The sequence below is a fragment of the Acetobacter papayae genome (genome assembly GCF_047721125.1).
Taxonomy (GTDB): domain Bacteria; phylum Pseudomonadota; class Alphaproteobacteria; order Acetobacterales; family Acetobacteraceae; genus Acetobacter; species Acetobacter papayae.
Genome location: NZ_JBDNWF010000025.1, coordinates 17292 through 35514 on the forward strand (window position 1 = coordinate 17292; position 18223 = coordinate 35514).

An 18223-nucleotide genomic window follows, 5' to 3' on the forward strand; every position below is an offset into this window, starting at 1 on the left:
ATTTTTCACACAGCCGCCAAAGACCGCCACCTGCCTCTAGGCCGTGGTCATGACAATGCGGTGCAGATGATGGCCTTCGCCTTCAGGAACCGGCCGCCCCTCTCCTGAAGAGACATCAAAGGGAAGGATAATACTGGGGGCATGCTCGCTCATGATCCCGACACAGGGCACCTCCCCCGGCACGACCAGCAAAACCCTATCCTGAGCCCTTACCGCCAGCCCCGGCAGAAGCACAACGGACGCGCCCTCGCGCAGCACCGGTTCGCACAGATCAGTATCGATCCGCACAACATAGGCGGGTGCAGGCAGGTTGAAAGGACAGTCCATCTGCTCCCATGCGGAACCAGTGGGCACGCCATACCGGTCAAAAAGCCCTTCCTGCCCCAGATGCGAAAGCGGCAGGCCCCACATACCGCCCCCTACCACCGGCTCCAGCGCATGCTCAGCCCCCTGAGGTGCGAAGGGTCTTTTTTCCAGCCCTGCAGCAAAGGTGCTCAGCGGGGTATCCAGCACGGCGAGTGCGCGCAGCAGACTACCAAGAGAGAGCCAGCGTGCCCTGCCCTCATCCGTTCCCCGGCGCGATGGGTTGAACGCCGTGGCATCGAGTCCGGCAGCACGAGCAAGGCCGGAAGGTGTCAGCCCCCGTTCCCGCGCGAGGCTATCGAGTGCTGACCAGACATCCAGCGCGGTAATCATGTTTCTGACCGGGCATGGGGGCCATGGCGCAGGACTTCCTGCGCATGCCGCTGCCTGCCTGCCGCCGTCATGAAAAATCGCCCTTCATCAGAACAGGTCAGAAAACCCATGCGCTGCATGCGCTCAAGGCAGGGGTCATCTTTCAGCCCTTTCGGCCGCCCGGCGGCTCCGGCCAGCGACACCCTATGCAAAGCCGAGCGGCAGCAGGATTCAAGATAGGGTTCTTTCCACATCCGAGCAGGATTACCCATCCATCGCACGCCCGCAAGCATCAGAGCGTTGCCCATAAAAAAACGCGGCCCCCAGAGGGGCCGCGCCTTCATAACGTAACAATCCGCAGAACTGGTGGGGCTAAAAACCTTCAGCCCCGATCCGGCTCAGACAGAGTAGTACATTTCGAACTCAACCGGGTGCGGCGTGTGTTCGAAGCGATACACATCGTTCCACTTGAGCGCGACATAGCTTTCGATCTGGTCTTTGGTGAACACGCCACCGGCCAGAAGGAATTCATGATCAGCCGTCAGGGCTTCCAGAGCTTCACGCAGCGAACCGCAAACGGTCGGGATCTGCTTCAGCTCTTCGGGCGGCAGGTCATACAGATCCTTGTCCATGGCATCGCCCGGGTGGATCTTGTTCTTGATGCCGTCCAGGCCAGCCATCAGCATGGCGGAGAACGCCAGGTAGGGGTTGGCTGTCGGATCGGGGAAGCGAACCTCAACGCGCTTTGCCTTGGGGCTGGTCGCGTAGGGGATACGGCAGGAAGCGGAACGGTTGCGGGCCGAGTAAGCCAGCAGCACCGGAGCTTCAAAGCCGGGGATCAGACGCTTGTAGGAGTTGGTGGAGGGGTTCGTGAAAGCGTTCAGAGCCTTCGCGTGCTTGATGATACCACCGATGTAGTACAGCGCCGTGTCGGACAGGTCAGCATAGCCGTTGCCAGCGAAGGTGGGCTTGCCGTCTTTCCAGATGGACTGGTGGACATGCATGCCCGAGCCGTTATCGCCAAAAATCGGCTTGGGCATGAACGTGGCCGTCTTGCCGTAGGAATGCGCGACGTTGTGCACACAGTATTTGTAAATCTGCATGAAGTCGGCAGCACGCACCAGCGTTTCGAACTTCGTGCCCAGCTCGTGCTGGGACTGCGCCACTTCGTGGTGGTGCTTTTCGATCGCCAGACCCATTTCGCCCATGGTGGCCAGCATTTCGGCGCGCAGGTCGCTTTCGCTGTCAACCGGAGCAACGGGGAAGTAGCCGCCCTTCACGCCCGGACGATGACCCATGTTCCCTTCGGGGAAATCCTTCAGGGAGGCGTCAGGCCCTTCGATGCTGTCGAGCTGGTACTTGCCGTAGTTCGGGCCCGTGCCGAACTGCACGTTGTCGAACACGAAGAACTCGGCTTCGGGGCCGAAGAAAGCCGTATCGCCCAGACCGGAAGACTTCAGGTACTGCTCGGCCAGCTTGGCTGTGGAGCGGGGGTCACGGTTGTAGGGCTGCCCGGTGGAGGGCTCGATGATGTCGCAGAACAGGATCAGCTGCGGGCGGGCGGAGAACGGGTCCACCACGGCAGAGGTCGCGTCCGGCAGCAGCACCATGTCGCTTTCGTTGATGGCTTTCCACCCAGCGATGGAAGAGCCATCGAACATGAAACCATCGGTAAAACTGTCTTCTTCAATGGTGCTGACATGCTGGCACGTATGCTGCCATTTGCCATGCGTGTCCGTAAAGCGCAGATCCACGAGCTCGATCGCATGTTCCTGGATCAGCTCAAAAACCTTGGCAATTGCAGCGGCCTTGCTGTCGCCCGCAGAAGCTGTTTTCTTTACCATGCTCTTCTCACCTAAAAAGCCTGAGATACGTGCCGCACCCCGCGACACGCGCTGTATGACCAAAGGGAACACCCCTGCCTTTCATATCCGGCACGCCAGATATGAAAAATCAGATGGCATCACCCCCTCGTTCCCCCGTGCGGATTCGCACAACGTCTTCCACCGGAATCACGAAAATCTTGCCATCACCGATACGCCCTGTACGGGCTGCAGCCGAAATTGCTTCGACCGCGCGTTCGACCATGGATGCAGGGCAGACAACCTCGATTTTCATCTTGGGCAGAAAATCGACGATATATTCGGCGCCGCGATAAAGTTCGGTGTGCCCTTTCTGCCGCCCGAAGCCCTTGGCCTCGATTACGGTAATGCCTTGCAGCCCGAGCTCATGAAGGGCTTCCTTCACTTCGTCCAGTTTGAAGGGCTTTATAATGGCTTCGATCTTTTTCATATCGCGTCGTCAGCACACCATGTCATGCGCCCGCTTTGCGGGCTGTCCGTACCTGTCAGTCCACAGCCGTACCGCACCCATTCGGGCGCACGGCGGCGTGTGGGGCCACACTTGCACGCCTTGCTCCGCCGGGCAATCGGTAGATGTGCATTTGTATCGATACGGCATTAAAACGCAAAGCCTCATGCCACGCCATATCTTGACATGAGTCTTTTTCATTTTACGAACCCCCGCCAAACGGGCAAGGAATCCTGCCCATGACCAAAACGCTGAACCAGAACCTTGCGGCCCAGCCGACAACCATCTTCACACTCATGTCCGAGCTGGCCCGCCAGCACGACGCCATTAATCTCGGGCAGGGCTTTCCTGATACGGAAGGCCCGCAGGATATGGTGCGTGTGGCAGCCGATGCCCTGCTGGATAACCGCAACCAGTATGCCCCCCTGACAGGTCTGCCAGAGCTGCGTCAGGCCGTGGCTGATGCCAGCCTGCGGTTTCAGGGCCTTGCCGTCAGCCCCGATTCGGAAGTGGTCGTGACCTCTGGCGCCACAGAAGCGCTTGCTGCCGCCTTTCTCGCCCTGATCGAACCGGGCGATGAAGTGGTGCTGATGGAACCCCTGTACGATACCTATCTGCCGGTTATCCGCCAGCTTGGCGGAATCCCGCGCCTTGTCAGGCTGGAAGCGCCGGACTGGGCGCTGCCCCGCAAGGCGCTGGAAGAGGCGTTTTCAGCCCGGACCAAAGCCATTGTGCTGAACAGCCCGATGAACCCGACCGGCAAGGTTTTCAGCATTGAGGAACTGGATTTCATCGCCGATCTCGTGCGCCGCCACGATACCTACGCTGTCTGCGACGAAGTGTATGAGCACCTTGCCTTTGGTGCCCCCCATGTCTCGCTCATGACCCGACCGGGCATGCGTGAGCGCTGCCTGCGCATCGGCAGCGCAGGCAAGAGCTTTTCCCTTACAGGGTGGAAAGTCGGCTACGTGACCGCCACGGCTGAACTGGCATCGGTCGTTTCCAAGGCACATCAGAATCTGGTTTTTGCCACGGCACCCAACCTGCAACGGGCCGTAGCTTTCGGGCTGAACAAGGACGGTACCTATTTTACCGACCTCGCACGCGACATGGATAAGAAGCGCCTGATTCTTTCAACAGGCCTAGAACGCACCGGATTCCGGGTGCTGCCCTGTCAGGGCAGTTATTTTGTCATGGCTGATATTACACCATTCACACAGGACGGCCCCCAAAGCGGAATGGATGACGTGGCCTTCTCCCGCCTACTGACACAGCAGGCGCGCGTCACCACCATCCCCGCCTCTGCTTTCTATGACCCTGATGGACAGACCCCACCGCCGCGCAATCTGATCCGTTTTGCGTTCTGCAAACGCGAAGAGGTGCTACTGGAAGCCGTGGCCCGGATCGAAGCATGGAAAAATAGCCGGGCGTGATTTTTTCCATGCCCGAACGCGTTCTTTGCGGTTGACGGGTGGGTACGTTTTCTCTAAACGTCCGCTTGCTGTGTGGCGGACGTAGCTCAGCTGGTAGAGCGCCGGTTTGTGGTACCGGTGGTCGCGGGTTCGAGCCCCGTCGTTCGCCCCAGCATATTTTTCCCTTTCCCTTAAAAAATATCGGGCAAACCGCTAGGCTTTTTCGCGCCTTGATGGCCGGAAGTCACAACAGACGCACTGCACGCGCAGGGCACTGTTTTTTCCCGCATACGCATGCAATACCGGGGTAATGAACCAGCCCCCTTGCCCGCCTACACCACAGGAAGCGCACTGCCCTGTCTGCGGTAATGCGCATGCTGCTTTTGCTTTCCACGCCTACGGGTATGACCTCAACAGATACGATCTGTTCCGCTGCCCGACCTGCGCACTGGTGTTCGTCTCGCCCTTTCCCTCGGCGGAAGCCCTTGGGGCGTTCTACCACACCACGTACCGGCAAGCCTCGGCCAGCTTTTACCCCAAGGCCTCAAGCCGCCGCTGGCGGGCTATCTGGCGCAGTCTCGCTTTTCTGCCGCAGGTTGTTGGCAAGGACGTACTGGATATCGGCTGCGGCGGCGGCTTTATGGTTGAAGCCTTCACGCGGCTGGGCGGGCGAGTGCTCGGGCTGGATATCAGTCAGAACAGCATCGACTATGCCCGCGCCCATTTCGGGCACTGCACTTTCTACTGCGAAAGCCTGACGGAGTTCCGCGAACGCGGCCTACAATTTGACTTTGTGTTCACCTCCGAAGTGCTGGAACACCTGCCCGGCCCAGCGGAATTCATGCAGACACTGGATGCCATCGTTCGTCCCGGCGGGTTTGTCTATGCCTCCGCCCCCGATTACAGCCACCCGCGCACCCCGTCTGACCTCACCCTATGGGACGCCATGTGCCCGCCCGAGCATCTGCTGTTTTACAGCGCCGATACGCTCATACGGCTGTTTACCGACCACGGCTTTACCCTCTACCGGAATTTTGGCAGCAAAAGCCCCGCCCATTCGATGTTGTTCCGCCGTCCGGCCTGATTGCTGCATGCAATAGGGCAACGCTTGTCACAACAACGCTAGTCAAACCCGATTTTATGGCGGAAAACCGCCATTACGCCTAAACCGGCCCGTTTTCTGTCCTGATTGTGAAGAGTGCGCGAGCCTGATCCGCCATAAGGTTTTTAATCCGTCTGGCGCATACGTTCATGAACTTCCATACGCCAGACGCACTAAAAACTTCGGAGACGGATACCTCATCATGGCGAAAATAAAGGTCAAAAACCCGGTTGTGGAAATGGACGGGGATGAAATGACCCGCATCATCTGGCATTTCATCCGTGAACGCCTGATCCTGCCCTATCTGGATATTGACCTGAAATACTACGACCTCGGCATCGAACACCGTGACGCAACGGATGATCAGGTCACGGTCGACGCCGCCGAAGCCACCAAGCGCTACGGCGTTGCGGTCAAATGCGCGACCATCACCCCGGATGAAGCCCGCGTGACGGAATTCGGGCTCAAGAAAATGTGGCGCTCGCCCAACGGCACCATCCGCAACATCCTTGATGGCACCATTTTCCGCGAGCCTATCATCTGCTCCAACGTGCCGCGCCTTGTTCCGCACTGGACCAAGCCCATCGTGATCGGCCGTCATGCGTATGGTGATATCTACCGCGCAGCTGAAACGCGTATTCCCGGTGCAGGCCGTGTCACGCTCAACTTCGTGCCGGAAGATGGCGGCGAGCCCATGGTGCTGGACGTGCATGACTTCAAAGGGCCGGGTGTGGCACTTGGCATGCACAACACCCGCGCCTCGATCGAAGGATTCGCCCGCGCTTCGCTCTCCTACGGGCGTGACCGCAAGCTGCCGGTTTACCTGTCCACCAAAAACACCATCCTCAAGGCCTATGACGGCATGTTCAAGGATGTGTTTCAGGAAGTGTATGAGCGTGAGTTCAAGACCGAGTTTGAAAAACTGGGCCTGACCTACGAACACCGCCTGATTGACGACATGGTGGCCTGCGCCCTCAAATGGCCGGGCGGTTATGTGTGGGCCTGCAAAAACTACGATGGCGATGTGGAAAGCGACATTGTGGCGCAGGGCTTCGGCAGCCTCGGGCTCATGACATCCGTGCTGCTCAGCCCCACGGGTGACGTAGTGGAAGCCGAAGCCGCCCACGGTACGGTTACGCGCCATTATCGTGAGCACCAGAAAGGCAAGCCCACCAGCACCAACCCGATTGCCTCCATTTTCGCATGGACGCGCGGACTGGCCTATCGCGGGCGCTTTGACGATACGCCGGATGTCGTCAACTTCGCCAACACGCTTGAGCGCGTCTGTATCGAAACCGTGGAAGGTGGACAGATGACCAAAGATCTCGCTCTGCTGGTTGGCAAAGGCGCGACCTGGCTCGACACCCAGCCTTTCCTTGATGTGCTGGACGAAGCGCTGAAGAAGGCACTGCCCAAGGCCTGAAAACGCCGGGCCCGGCTCCATGCCGGGCCAAAAGGTGCTGGGGTGGAACATTCCACCCCTTTCTATCTGCGCGGCTCCTTATCGGAGGCGCGCGTTTTTTTATGTCTGTTTTGCGACCTGCGCCCATGCGGCCCGCACGGCCATATCCCTGCCTCAATGGCACGGCAGCTTTGGCGGACTGACTGCCCGCTCTTGCGTCCGGGCCGCTCTTGGCCCTATGCCCGCAGGCAAGACCAGACAAGCAGGATGGATGCTCAATGACCGACATGCCGGCCGAAACAGACGTAGCCATTATCGGTGCAGGCCCGGCAGGCCTGTTCGCGGCTTTCCAGTGTGCCATGCTGCGCCTGCGTTGCGTGCTGATCGATGTCCTGCCCGAAACAGGCGGCCAGTGCGCTGCCCTGTATCCTGAAAAGCCGATTTACGACATTCCCGCCTGCCCCGCCGTGGAAGGTGCGCAGCTGATCGCCCGGCTTGAAGAACAGATTGCACCCTTTGCCGTGCCCCGCCTGCTGGGCCACAAGGTGGAAAGCCTGAGCGGCCAGCGCGGAGCGTTCGTGCTTGGCACCGACAAGGGCGCAAACCTTGCTGCCAAAGCGGTCATCATCGCTGCCGGAGCAGGCGCTTTTGGCCCCAACCGCCCCCCTCTCGATGGGCTTGAGGCCTTCGAAGCCAGCGGTGCCGTGCAGTATTACGTGCGCCGCAAGGCCGAATTTGAAAACCGGCGCATTGTTATCGCTGGGGGTGGGGATTCGGCACTCGACTGGGCACTGGCCCTCAAGGACAAGGCGGAGCACGTTTATCTGGTGCACCGGCGCGATCGCTTCCGTGGCGCGCCTGAAAGCCTGCGCCAGCTTGATGAAGCCGTTGCCGCTGGGCAGATTGAAAAGGTCGTGCCCTACCAGCTCCATGGCCTGCACGGCCAAAACGGGCGGCTGGAAGGGGTTGAGGTCATGGACCTTAACGGTCAGGCACGCACGCTTGAGGCTGATGTGCTTCTGCCCTTCTTTGGGCTGGCAACCGATCTTGGGCCTGTAGCGCGCTGGGGCATGGATACGGCGCGAGCCACCATTCCCGTAACCCCGTCCACCTGCGAAACCAGCCTGCCCGGTGTATTCGCCATTGGCGATGTGGCCACCTATCCCGGCAAGCTCAAACTCATCCTGCAGGGTTTCAGCGAGGCCGCCATGGCAGCCCATGCGCTGTATCCCATCATCAACCCCGATCAGGCCCTGCATTTCGAATATTCCACCACCAAAGGCGTTCCTGCCGGCTAACTATCGGGAACGCCTGCCCTTTCATCCGCCCGCGAGGATGCTGCCGTGAAAGTGATCATTCTGGGCGCGGGGGTCATCGGGGTGACTTCAGCCTGGTATCTGACCCGGCTGGGCCACGATGTCACCGTAATCGACCGACAACCCGAAGCCGCGTCTGAAACATCCAGCGCGGGCACGGGGCAGATCGTGCCGGGCTGCGCCTTTCCATGGGCGCGCCCCGGCCTGCCGCTACAGGCAGTGCGCTGGCTGCTGAGCCCACAGGATAGCCCCCTGCGCCTGCGCAAATGGCCTGACCCCGCCATGCTGCGCTGGCTGGGCCTGTTCATGAGCAACTGCACCGCACGCGCCTATACACTCAACGCCGCGCGCATGCGCCGTGTGGCGGAATACAGCCTTCACTGCCTCGATACCCTGCGGCATGAAACCGGCATTACCTTTGATGACCAGCAGGAAGGGCTGATTCGCGTTTTCCGCACGCATAAACAGATGGAACTGGCGCGCCGCGCAGCCCACCTCCTGTCAGAAGCCGGAATCGAGCACAAATTCATGACGGTTGAGGGCGTGCTCGAACACGAGCCGGGCCTGACACACGCCGCACCGCTCCTGGTGGGCGGCATGCGCCTTGCCCATGAACAGTCAGGCGATGCCAGCCTGTTCACCCGCCGTCTGGCCCGCATGGCAAAAGCAGCTGGTGCGCGGTTTCTCTACAACACCACCATACAGGGGCTGGATGCCTCGGCCGAGCGCATTCTGTCTGTGCGCACCAGCGAAGGCCATCTGAGTGCGGACAGCTACCTGCTGGCCATGGGCAGCTATAGTCCCGGCCTGTTGCGTGGCCTGAATATCCGCCTGCCGGTATACCCTATCAAAGCCTATTCCCTGTCCCTGCCCCTGACAGATGAAAGCCACGCCCCTGTTTCCATGGTGGAGGATGGCGCGCGCAACGTCACCATAACCCGGCTGGGTAGGCATATCCGCCTGAGCGGTTCAGCCGATCTGGGGGGCTATACCCTCAAAAGTAGCCCTCGGCACCGCACAGCAATGGAGCTTTGCTTTTCAGAACTGTTTGGCGGGGGTGATCTGGCCGGGGCCACAAGCTGGACTGGCCTGAGCCCCTGCACGCCTGACAGCACACCCATTATTGGCCGGGCAGACCCATTCAGCAATCTGTGGCTCAACACCGGTCACGGCATGCTGGGCTGGACAATGGCCTGCGGCGCGGCCCGTGTGGTGGCTGACCAGATTTCTGGCCTGCCCCCGGAAATTCCGGCACTCGACCTGTCTCTACGCCGCTACCAGCCCCATTAAGACCGCCCGCATACCCGGGGCTCTGCCCCCTCTGAACACGTGACATAAAAAAAACCGGGGTCCTGAGACCCCGGCCTTTTCAGCCACCCTGCCCTGCCTATGTGGCAAAGCGGGTGGAACCCTGTCGGGCTGCTTACTGAGCAGCGCCTTCAGCGGCAGGAGCTGCGGCAGAGCCTTCAGCAGCCTTCTTGTGGTGGTGCTTGCCGTGGCCCTTGTGGTGCTTGCCTTCGGCCTTCTTGGTTTCAGAAGCAGCAGCCGGAGCAGCAGCGGGGGCTTCAGCAGCAGGAGCAGCGGCAGCCGGGGCAGCAGCCGGAGCAGCTTCCTGAGCGAAAGAAGGAGCAGCAGCACCGAGCAGAGCAACGGTGGACAGGGCAGCAAACAGGTTACGAGAATTCATATCAAATATCTCCAGACAAAAAACGGCCTGCAAACCCTGCTCAGACAGTTCCGAACCATCCGCAAGGACAATCGCCGGTCGCGTTCATTATCGGTAGCACGGCATTTATTGGCCGTCTTGGTCTAAAATTTTTGCAATCCAGAGACATTTCCCGGAACCGACTCATGTCCGCCTTATTTCAGCCACAAACCCGGCGACACACCCCACAAACAAAACCGGCTCTACCTGAGGTAGAGCCGGAACAGAAGGATCAGCCTTCGTTTTTGCGCTTCTTGCGCTCATGCGGGTCCAGATAGCGCTTGCGCAGACGTACTGCGGAAGGCGTGACCTCAACCAGTTCGTCATCCTCGATATAGGCAATCGCCTGCTCGAGCGACATACGACGCGGCGGCACCAGCAGCAGGGCTTCGTCCTTGCCCGAAGCGCGCATGTTGGTCAGCTTCTTTTCACGAATCGGGTTCACTTCCAGATCGTTTTCGCGCGAATGCTCACCGATGATCATGCCCTGATAAACGGTTTCACCCGCATCCACGAACAGGGTGCCGCGATCCTGCAGGGAGAACAGCGAATACTGCGTGGTGGTGCCGTCTTCAGCCGAAATGAGCGAACCGTTGCGGCGACCTTCGATGGTGCCGGCATAAGGGCCGTAATCGGAGAACAGCCGGTTCATGATACCCGTGCCGCGCGTGTCGGTCAGGAATTCACCATGGTAGCCGATCAGCCCGCGTGACGGGATGATGAACAGCAGACGCACCTTGTCGCCACCGGACGGACGCATATCCTGCATCTGGCCTTTGCGCATGGACATCTTTTCCACCACAACGCCGGAATACGGTTCGTCAACATCGATCGTGACTTCTTCGTAAGGCTCTTCGCGCTCACCCGTTTCCTCGTTGTTGCGGAACAGCACGCGGGGGCGACCGATCGTCAGTTCGAAACCTTCGCGACGCATGGTTTCGATCAGCACGCCGAGCTGCAGTTCCCCACGGCCCGCAACTTCGAAAGCTTCGCTTTCGGGGCTGTCGGTCACGCGAATGGCGATGTTGCTTTCCGTTTCCTTGAACAGGCGGTCACGGATCTGGCGCGAGGTCACCTTCTTGCCTTCACGGCCGCCCAGCGGGCCATCGTTGAGGCGGAAGGTCATGGACAGGGTGGGCGGATCAACCGGAATGGCGACCAGCGGCGCATCCTGCTCGGGAGCGGCAATGGTATCGGGAATCGTAGCCTGCGACAGACCGGCCACGGCCACGATGTCACCTGCTTCGACTTCATCAACCGCCACGCGGTCAAGACCACGGAAGGAGAGCAGCTTGGTCAGACGGCCGGTTTCCACCACGGAGCCATCGGCACGCAGCACCTTCACGGGCATGTTCACGCGCGCACGGCCCTGTTCCACACGGCCGGTCAGCACACGCCCCAGAAAGTTGTCACTTTCCAGAATGGTGGCCGTCATGGCGAAGGGCTTGTCCTTGTCCAGAATCGGTGCCGGCACATGGCGCAGGATCAGTTCGAACATGGGGCTGAGGTCCTTACGCGGACCATCGAGCGATTCATCTGCCCAGCCCTGACGGCCGGATGCATACAGCATGGGGAAATCAAGCTGTTCGTCATTGGCGCCAAGCGCTGCGAACAGGTCGAAGATTTCGTTGTGCACTTCATCGGGGCGGGCATCGCCACGGTCGATCTTGTTCACCACCACAATCGGCTTGATGCCGCGGGCCAGTGCCTTGCCAACCACGAACTTGGTCTGCGGCAGTGCGCCTTCAGCCGAGTCCACCAGAACGACCGCGCCGTCCACCATGCTCAGGATACGCTCGACCTCACCACCGAAATCGGCGTGTCCGGGCGTGTCGATGATGTTGATGCGCGTGTCGTTCCATACAACGGACGTGCACTTGGCGAGAATGGTGATGCCACGCTCGCGTTCCAGATCGTTGCTGTCCATCGCGCGTTCGGCAACCGCCTGGTTTTCGCGGAAGGAGCCCGACTGCTTGAGCAGCTCATCAACCAGGGTCGTTTTCCCGTGGTCAACGTGAGCGATGATGGCGATATTGCGGATATCCATGAATTGCCTGATTTTTTCCTGCGCCCCACGCCACCGCCTTCAGCCGGGAAGGGGCGGCAAGAACATGCTGCTGATATTTTGCGTGGGGCACAGATAGCCGCCCCGGCGGCAGAATGCACGTAAAATTCTTGCATCCCTCCCTCTGCTCCGCCATGCGGCGCGCCCTGACCCGGCGCCATATGCACAACCGCTTTCGAAGCCGTGCATTGGACAATGGTAAAAATTGGAACTAAGGATCATTCTCAAATGCGCTGGAGCAACGTATGTTGACCCGTCGCAGACATGCCGCGCCCCCGCCCGCTGGGCGCGCGCCCAGGCAGGACGACAGGACCATGCTTCTCAACTCCCTCCCGCTTTCTGGGTGCGGCGTGATTGATCATGTGCGCGAACGCACCCCCCACGACCCCGTGGCCCGCAGGCTGGGTGAACTAGGGTTTGTGCCGGGAGAACCCGTGCGTGTGGTGGCCTTTGGCCCGCTGGGGCGCGACCCCATGGCGGTTGAAATCGGTTTTACACGCTTTGCCCTGCGCCGCTCGGAAGCCGAACGCATTGTACTGCGCTCCAGCGAGGAAACCCAGCGCGCGCAGGACCGGGGCTTTTCACAAGACGAAATTGCAGGGCAGGAATGACAGACGCGGCTCCGTTGCGTGTAGCGCTGGTTGGTAACCCCAACTGCGGCAAGACCACCCTTTTCAACCAGTTGACCGGCAGCCGCCAGAAAGTCGCAAACTACGCGGGCGTGACCGTGGAGCGCAAAACAGGCCAGCTTGTCACCCCGGCGGGGCGACAGGTACTGGTATTAGACCTGCCCGGCGCTTACAGCCTGACCGCCACCAGCCCCGATGAAGCCGTAACGCGCGATGTCTGTCGGGGCGGCTACAAGGGCGAACCGGCACCAGACCTGCTGATATGCGTGGTAGCGGCCACCAATCTGAGATTGCACCTGCGCTTTCTGCTGGAACTACGCCAGCTCGGGCGGCCCATGCTGGTGGTGCTGAACATGATGGACGCCCTACATCAGCAGGGCCTGCGTGTGGATGTACCGCGCCTTCAGGCGGAACTGGGCATGCCGGTTGTCACGACTATCGGCACGCGCCGTGGCGGCGCGGCAGACCTGCTGACAGCCCTTGATGCCCCCCTGCCCGCACCGGTTGTGCAGGCGGCCTCCACTGCCGCCGATGCGGATGAAGACCTGCATGCGCAGGTACGCCACCTGCTGGCACTCTGCATTACCCGCGAACACCCGGTAGCCAAAAAGCTCGAATCGGTTCTGGATCACTGGGTGCTGCACCCTGTCTGGGGCATGGTCATTCTGTTCGTGCTGCTGTTTGTCATGTTTCAGGCCGTGTTTTCATGGGCGCAGCCTTTCATGGACATGCTGGAAGCAGGCATGACCCAGTTGGGCGGCCTCGTGGGGGCAGCCCTGCCCGAAGGCCTGCTGCGCGGGCTGGTGGTGGATGGCGTGATCGCGGGGGCTGGCACCGTTATCGTGTTCCTGCCCCAGATTCTGATCCTGTTTTTGTGGATACTGGCGCTGGAGGAATCCGGCTATCTGCCGCGGGCGGCCTTCATGCTCGACAAGCTTATGGCCGTGGCCGGGCTGAGCGGGCGCTCGTTCATTCCACTGCTGTCCAGCTTTGCCTGCGCGGTACCGGGTATCATGTCCACCCGCACTATCCAGAACCCGCGTGACCGGCTGGTAACTATCCTGATCGCGCCACTCATGACCTGTTCAGCCCGCCTGCCGGTCTATGCGCTGCTTATCGGGGCCTTTGTGCCCGCACACCGGGTGCTGGGCGTGTTCAACCTGCAAGGGCTAGTGCTGTTCGCACTTTACGCGCTGGCCATTGTCAGCGCCCTGATTGTCGCGCGCGTGCTCAAGCGCGGCGATAGCGACGAACACCCCCTGCTGCTGGAACTACCCGACTACCGCCTCCCCAGCCTGCGTAGCCTCGCCCTTGAACTGTGGCAGCGGGCGCGTATCTTCCTGTCCCGTGTTGGCAGTATTATCGTAACCCTCAGCATTATCCTGTGGGCGCTGTCGAGCTTTCCCGCACCGCCCCCCGGCGCGACCGGCCCCGCCATTGACTGGAGTCTGGCCGGACGTATCGGGCAACTAATGCTACCCGTTTTCCAGCCTATCGGTTTTAACTGGCAGATCTGTGTGGCGCTGATACCGGGACTGGCCGCGCGTGAAGTGGCCGTGAGTGCGCTGGGCACGGTCTATTCCATTACCGGGGCGGAAACCGATACGGCACAGAGCCTTGTGCCGCTCCTGTCCTCGCAGTGGAGTCTGGCTACAGCGCTCTCCCTGCTGGCCTGGTATGTCTATGCGCCACAATGTTTTTCCACGCTGGCCGTTATTCGGCGTGAAACCGGAACGTGGCGGGTGGTATTGATAACAGCGGCCTATCTTTTCGGGCTGGCTTACGTGGCCGCGTGGCTGACCTATCACATCACCCGGTATCTGACCGGCTGAAGCGGAACCAGCCCCTGTTTTAAAGGAGACATGGGATCATGATTCAGATCCTTGTTGTCGGTCTTGTCGTTGTGGTCTGCATTGTTTACTGGCTCCAGCGCTTGGCACCCGCCACGGTGCTGCCGCTGTGGCAAGGGCTGGCCAAGACCCTGCCCGCAGGCACGTTGCGCCAGCGCGCGCAGAAACTCGCCACCGGGCAGAAAACTGGTGGCTGCGGCGGCTGCTCGGGCTGCGACAAAAGCGGTGGCTGCCACTAATCAGGCCCTCAACGGCCCACCGACACCAGGCTCAGCCCGGCGCACAGCCTTGGGTGCCGACACGCAGCCGGTAGAGTGTGGAGCCCGCACACATGAACAGCCAGTCACGCTCCGGCCCTGCAAAGGTCAGATTAGACACGCCCTGTGGCAGACGAATCCGCCCGATAAGCTGGCCCTCTGGGTTGAAAACAAACACACCAGCTTTTCCGGGTGAACCACTGACCCCGCACCAGATATTGCCGTAAAGATCAGCCCGGATACCATCGGGCATCATCTGCTCACCCTCAAAACGCATGTTGGTAAACAGGCGCGGATTGGACAGGGGCAGTTCTTCGGCATGCAGGTCGAATACATGCACCGACAGGTCACCATCCTGCCAGATATGCTTTTTGGCATCGCCCTTGCCCTGCCCTCTGGCTCGCAGCGCCTGCCGGGCAGCGGAGGCCACATAAAGGCGGGAAAAATCAGGCGAGAAACACAGGCCGTTCGGGTCGATAAGCTGCTGCTGGTTCAGCACCACATCGATCCGGCCAGAGACATCAACCCGGAAGGTATGATCCTGCGGGCTGGCTATCTGAACCTCCGCTCCACCTTGCGTTGGCACAGGCTGACCTGAACCCGGCTCACCCTCCCGCAGCGGCCCTGCCACCGGGTCGGTAAACCAGATGCTACCATCAGGATGTGCGATCACGTCATTGGGGCCGTTCAGCCGCTGCCCCTCAAACCGATCGGCCACAACATGCACCGAGCCATCATGCTCCCAACGGATCACGCGGCGCAGGACATGCTCGCAGGTAATCTGCCGCCCCTGATAATCAAACGTGCTGCCGCTGGCATGGTAGGATTCGGGCCGGAAAAGCGTGACCTCGCCCGTTTCCCATACATAACGGTACTGATGGCTGGTGGCTGTATCGCTAAACAGCAGGTAGCGACCCTGTGCCGACCAAGCAGGGCCTTCAAGCCACTGCCCGTGACCCCAGACCCGCTCCACCACAGCATTACCCGCTAGTAACCCCCGGAAAGCATGATCAAGCACGATGACTTCCGCATCGGGGGCTAGGCTGTGAGTTGCCCCCGACACGCGGGCATGGGGTGCCGGGTCAGGCTGCCGGGTTTCCGGCGCATCGGCTGCGGCACGCGCACCGGGTAGCCGCGCTACCGCGCAGGATAGGCCTGCCACCCCCGCAAGCATGGCACGCCGACCAAGAGCTCTGTCAAACGATGCAGCCATTCCCGTTATCCTGCCCTAACCTGATTGACCACGGCGCGGCGCGCCATCAGGGCTGTAAAACGTGTTCAGGAGGGTGCCAGAACCTCATCCGGCTCCACACCCCAGATCGCCTGCCGGGGCAACCAGCCATTATACTGGTGCACGGAAACCCGGCACCAGCCCGAACCCTGCGGACATTCCTTGATGGAACCAACCGTGCCGGGCTGAAGCACCGCCACAATCGCCCCGGCCTGATCCGCCGTGGCACGCAGCATAACCCCGCCAGCGACATGCGCGGCCTCTTCCGGGGTCGCGGCGCGGGCCACCTCTCGGCTGTCCATATGACCGGCCGATGCCGGGTTATCGCCATTCTGGTCACCCTTGACAGGAATGGGGGCCTGATCACCCGGCTGTTCGCCCGGTATCAGAAAATCCCGCCCACCGGACAGGGTGGCCTGCTGCATCCAGCCTTTCTGCCCGGTCTGGTCTTCCACCAGCCGCCAGACATCGAACTCCCGCTCGACTTTTACGGGCATGCCGCGGCGGTGATAAACCCACAGAATAGGAAAGCGCCGGCCCGGCCCGGCACGCATGTTCACCTCATCCGCCCGCAGGGCAGCGTAGCGCGGCAGCGGCAGGCCCGTAACAGTGCCTTTGCTCAAATCAGGGGCCGCAGGCGGCTGTGCTGCCGCCGGATCAGGCGTGGGGGGGGCTGCAGCAGCGCTGGTCGCGGCCAGTGCCCCTGCGGCTCCAGCGGCCCCGGCGGCTGCGGCCACTGCCGCATGGTGATGCGGCTTTTCAGCATGGGCGGCAGCCGTTGCCGCGTGACCATGGTGGGCATGAGCGGCTTCTTTCGCTCCTGCCTTGGCATGGTGTTTTTTATCCGCCTTCGCGGTTGTGCCGGTTTTGTGGGCGGTCTTTTTCGCACCGCCATGATGGGCCGTTTTGGTGACCTCGGCACTGGTACCATCCGCGTGATGATGGTGGTGGTGCTTGGCGGTCTTGCCTGTATCGGCGGAGGCCGTAGCGGCCTGTGCCCCACCGGGCAGAACGGCCAGCCCCGTCACACAGGCCAACAAAGCGCAACGCAGCCGCCCGCCACGGGGCAGGCCAGCACAAAACGGAAAGGAACGGATAACTGTCATGCCTGCATCCCTGCCAACAGAGCCGCGCCGGAGCAAGAGGGCTTTCTCCGCTCACGATCAAAAACCTGCACACCGCACCCTGCCCGGACACACAGGGCCTAGCCTAACAGCCTAGAATACAAGCTGCCGCGCGGTGGCCGCGCAGTCGAGGAATGTGGGCAGGCCAACAACCCGCACCCCTTCGACCAGATCCTGCGGGGCAAGATTCATGGCTTTCAGCCCGGAGTCGCATACCATCATCTCGGCCCCCATTTCCTGCACGGCATCACGGAGCACCTCTACCCCGGCCACGCCCGCATTCAGCCGCCCAGCCTCGCCCGGCACATGCTCAGGCACACCGCTCCATGACCGGCAGAAAGCCGCAACGCCGCTCCCCATACCAAACAGGATAACCGGCCGCCCCAACGCCAGAGCTGTCGCGGCCATCATGAAGGCCGCATGCAGGCGCTCGTAACGGGCTTCCACCAGCAGCAGAGCCAGAGCTTCAGAGGGCGCTGTCTGTGTTTCAGGCGGGATGGAAGGCTGCGTGCTCATGCTCTTACCCCTGCCGGGCCACACACCGGGCAGGCCGGGTCAGCCGCCAGTGTCAGTTCGGAAAAACGCATGGACAGGGCATCCCACATCAACAACCGCCCGTCCATGGATGTTCCAATGCCGGTAATGGCCTTGAGCGCCTCGGTTGCCTGCAAGGTGCCCATCACACCCGTTACGGCTCCCAGCACCCCGGCATCACCACAGGTGGGGCTGGCAATATCGTTGCCCTCATGAGGGGGGTAAAGACAGGCGTAGCACGGGCCACCAAGCTGGGGCCGGAACGTGGAAAGCTGTCCACCGAACCGCTGTGCCGCAGCCGAGACCAGCGTTTTACCCTGTCGCACGCAGGCAGCATTAACCAGATAGCGCGTATCGAAATTATCGCAGCCATCGCACACCAGATCATAACGCGAGACCAGTTCTTCCACCGTGGTGGCATTCAGCCGCGTATCCCATGTTTCGACCACGATTTCAGGATTGAGCGCGCTCAGCCGTTCGCGGGCGGAAGCGACTTTCTTGTGCCCTACCGTTCCAGCCGTGTGCAGAACCTGACGCTGGAGGTTGGAGAGTTCCACCACATCATCATCCACCAGCCCCAGCCGCCCGACACCCGCCGCCGCCAGATACAG

The 18223-nt window shown here is 61.0% G+C and carries 18 protein-coding genes and 1 tRNA gene; 9 read left to right on the forward strand and 10 right to left on the reverse strand.

What is annotated here, in order from left to right; genetic code table 11:
- Window positions 1–36: 36 nt before the first annotated feature.
- The 4 genes from ABF757_RS08615 to ABF757_RS08630 form a co-directional block, all read right to left on the reverse strand.
- Window positions 37–696 (reverse strand): helix-turn-helix transcriptional regulator, encoded by a 660-nt coding sequence (locus ABF757_RS08615; protein WP_415481804.1) that lies wholly within the window; start codon window positions 694–696, stop codon window positions 37–39.
- Complete coding sequence (locus tag ABF757_RS08620; RefSeq protein WP_415481805.1) at window positions 693–947, reverse strand: hypothetical protein; 255 nt, start codon at window positions 945–947, stop codon at window positions 693–695. The genes ABF757_RS08615 and ABF757_RS08620 overlap by 4 nt, the downstream gene beginning before the upstream one ends.
- 126 nt (window positions 948–1073) lie before the next feature.
- Window positions 1074–2519: a type I glutamate--ammonia ligase gene (gene glnA, locus ABF757_RS08625; RefSeq protein ID WP_415481807.1), complete on the reverse strand. Its 1446-nt coding sequence runs from the start codon at window positions 2517–2519 to the stop codon at window positions 1074–1076.
- Window positions 2520–2628: 109 nt separating this feature from the next.
- Window positions 2629–2967: a P-II family nitrogen regulator gene (locus ABF757_RS08630; RefSeq protein WP_025860992.1), complete on the reverse strand. Its 339-nt coding sequence runs from the start codon at window positions 2965–2967 to the stop codon at window positions 2629–2631.
- 257 nt (window positions 2968–3224) lie between these two features.
- Here ABF757_RS08630 and ABF757_RS08635 point away from each other — a divergent pair, with 257 nt between their 5' ends.
- From ABF757_RS08635 to ABF757_RS08660, 6 genes are all read left to right on the forward strand, one after another.
- Window positions 3225–4418 carry an aminotransferase gene (locus ABF757_RS08635; RefSeq protein WP_415481808.1) on the forward strand — a complete coding sequence of 398 codons (1194 nt, stop codon included), beginning with the start codon at window positions 3225–3227 and terminating at the stop codon, window positions 4416–4418.
- 75 nt (window positions 4419–4493) lie between these two features.
- A tRNA-His gene (locus tag ABF757_RS08640) sits at window positions 4494–4569 on the forward strand.
- A 138-nt stretch (window positions 4570–4707) separates the two neighbouring features.
- On the forward strand, window positions 4708–5481 hold the full coding sequence (locus ABF757_RS08645) for a class I SAM-dependent methyltransferase (protein WP_415481809.1): 774 nt from the start codon (window positions 4708–4710) through the stop codon (window positions 5479–5481).
- 220 nt (window positions 5482–5701) lie between these two features.
- Window positions 5702–6922: an NADP-dependent isocitrate dehydrogenase gene (locus tag ABF757_RS08650; RefSeq protein WP_025860989.1), complete on the forward strand. Its 1221-nt coding sequence runs from the start codon at window positions 5702–5704 to the stop codon at window positions 6920–6922.
- Window positions 6923–7179: 257 nt separating this feature from the next.
- On the forward strand, window positions 7180–8199 hold the full coding sequence (locus ABF757_RS08655; RefSeq protein ID WP_415481810.1) for an NAD(P)/FAD-dependent oxidoreductase: 1020 nt from the start codon (window positions 7180–7182) through the stop codon (window positions 8197–8199).
- A 45-nt stretch (window positions 8200–8244) separates the two neighbouring features.
- Window positions 8245–9507, forward strand: a complete 1263-nt coding sequence (locus ABF757_RS08660; RefSeq protein ID WP_415481811.1) for a D-amino acid dehydrogenase — start codon at window positions 8245–8247, stop codon at window positions 9505–9507.
- A 133-nt stretch (window positions 9508–9640) separates the two neighbouring features.
- On the opposite strand, the gene ABF757_RS08665 is transcribed toward ABF757_RS08660, so the two are convergent.
- A complete protein-coding gene (locus ABF757_RS08665; protein WP_415481812.1) occupies window positions 9641–9904 on the reverse strand; it encodes a hypothetical protein in 264 nt (87 codons plus the stop codon).
- Window positions 9905–10154: 250 nt separating this feature from the next.
- Window positions 10155–11969, reverse strand: a complete 1815-nt coding sequence (typA, locus tag ABF757_RS08670; protein ID WP_415481813.1) for a translational GTPase TypA — start codon at window positions 11967–11969, stop codon at window positions 10155–10157.
- 332 nt (window positions 11970–12301) lie between these two features.
- On the opposite strand from typA, the gene ABF757_RS08675 reads away from it, so the two are divergent.
- Genes ABF757_RS08675 through ABF757_RS08685 form a run of 3 tightly spaced genes read left to right on the forward strand, consistent with a single transcriptional unit; the run spans window position 12302 to window position 14705 of the window.
- Window positions 12302–12598, forward strand: coding sequence for a FeoA family protein (locus ABF757_RS08675; protein WP_415481814.1), 297 nt, complete (start codon window positions 12302–12304; stop codon window positions 12596–12598).
- Complete coding sequence (gene feoB, locus ABF757_RS08680) at window positions 12595–14448, forward strand: ferrous iron transport protein B (RefSeq protein ID WP_415481815.1); 1854 nt, start codon at window positions 12595–12597, stop codon at window positions 14446–14448. Before ABF757_RS08675 ends, feoB begins: the two co-directional genes overlap by 4 nt.
- Before the next feature lie 38 nt (window positions 14449–14486).
- Window positions 14487–14705: a DUF6587 family protein gene (locus tag ABF757_RS08685; RefSeq protein WP_025860982.1), complete on the forward strand. Its 219-nt coding sequence runs from the start codon at window positions 14487–14489 to the stop codon at window positions 14703–14705.
- A gap of 31 nt (window positions 14706–14736) precedes the next feature.
- Here ABF757_RS08685 and ABF757_RS08690 read toward each other — a convergent pair whose 3' ends face one another.
- From ABF757_RS08690 to ABF757_RS08705, 4 genes are all read right to left on the reverse strand, one after another.
- Window positions 14737–15936, reverse strand: a complete 1200-nt coding sequence (locus tag ABF757_RS08690; protein ID WP_415481817.1) for an SMP-30/gluconolactonase/LRE family protein — start codon at window positions 15934–15936, stop codon at window positions 14737–14739.
- 65 nt (window positions 15937–16001) lie between these two features.
- Window positions 16002–17060: an SH3 domain-containing protein gene (locus ABF757_RS08695; RefSeq protein WP_415481818.1), complete on the reverse strand. Its 1059-nt coding sequence runs from the start codon at window positions 17058–17060 to the stop codon at window positions 16002–16004.
- 111 nt (window positions 17061–17171) lie between these two features.
- Window positions 17172–17594, reverse strand: coding sequence for a DsrE family protein (locus ABF757_RS08700; protein WP_415481820.1), 423 nt, complete (start codon window positions 17592–17594; stop codon window positions 17172–17174).
- A partial coding sequence (locus ABF757_RS08705; protein WP_415481821.1) for a HesA/MoeB/ThiF family protein occupies window positions 17591–18223 on the reverse strand: 633 nt, incomplete at its 5' end. The genes ABF757_RS08705 and ABF757_RS08700, both read right to left, overlap by 4 nt.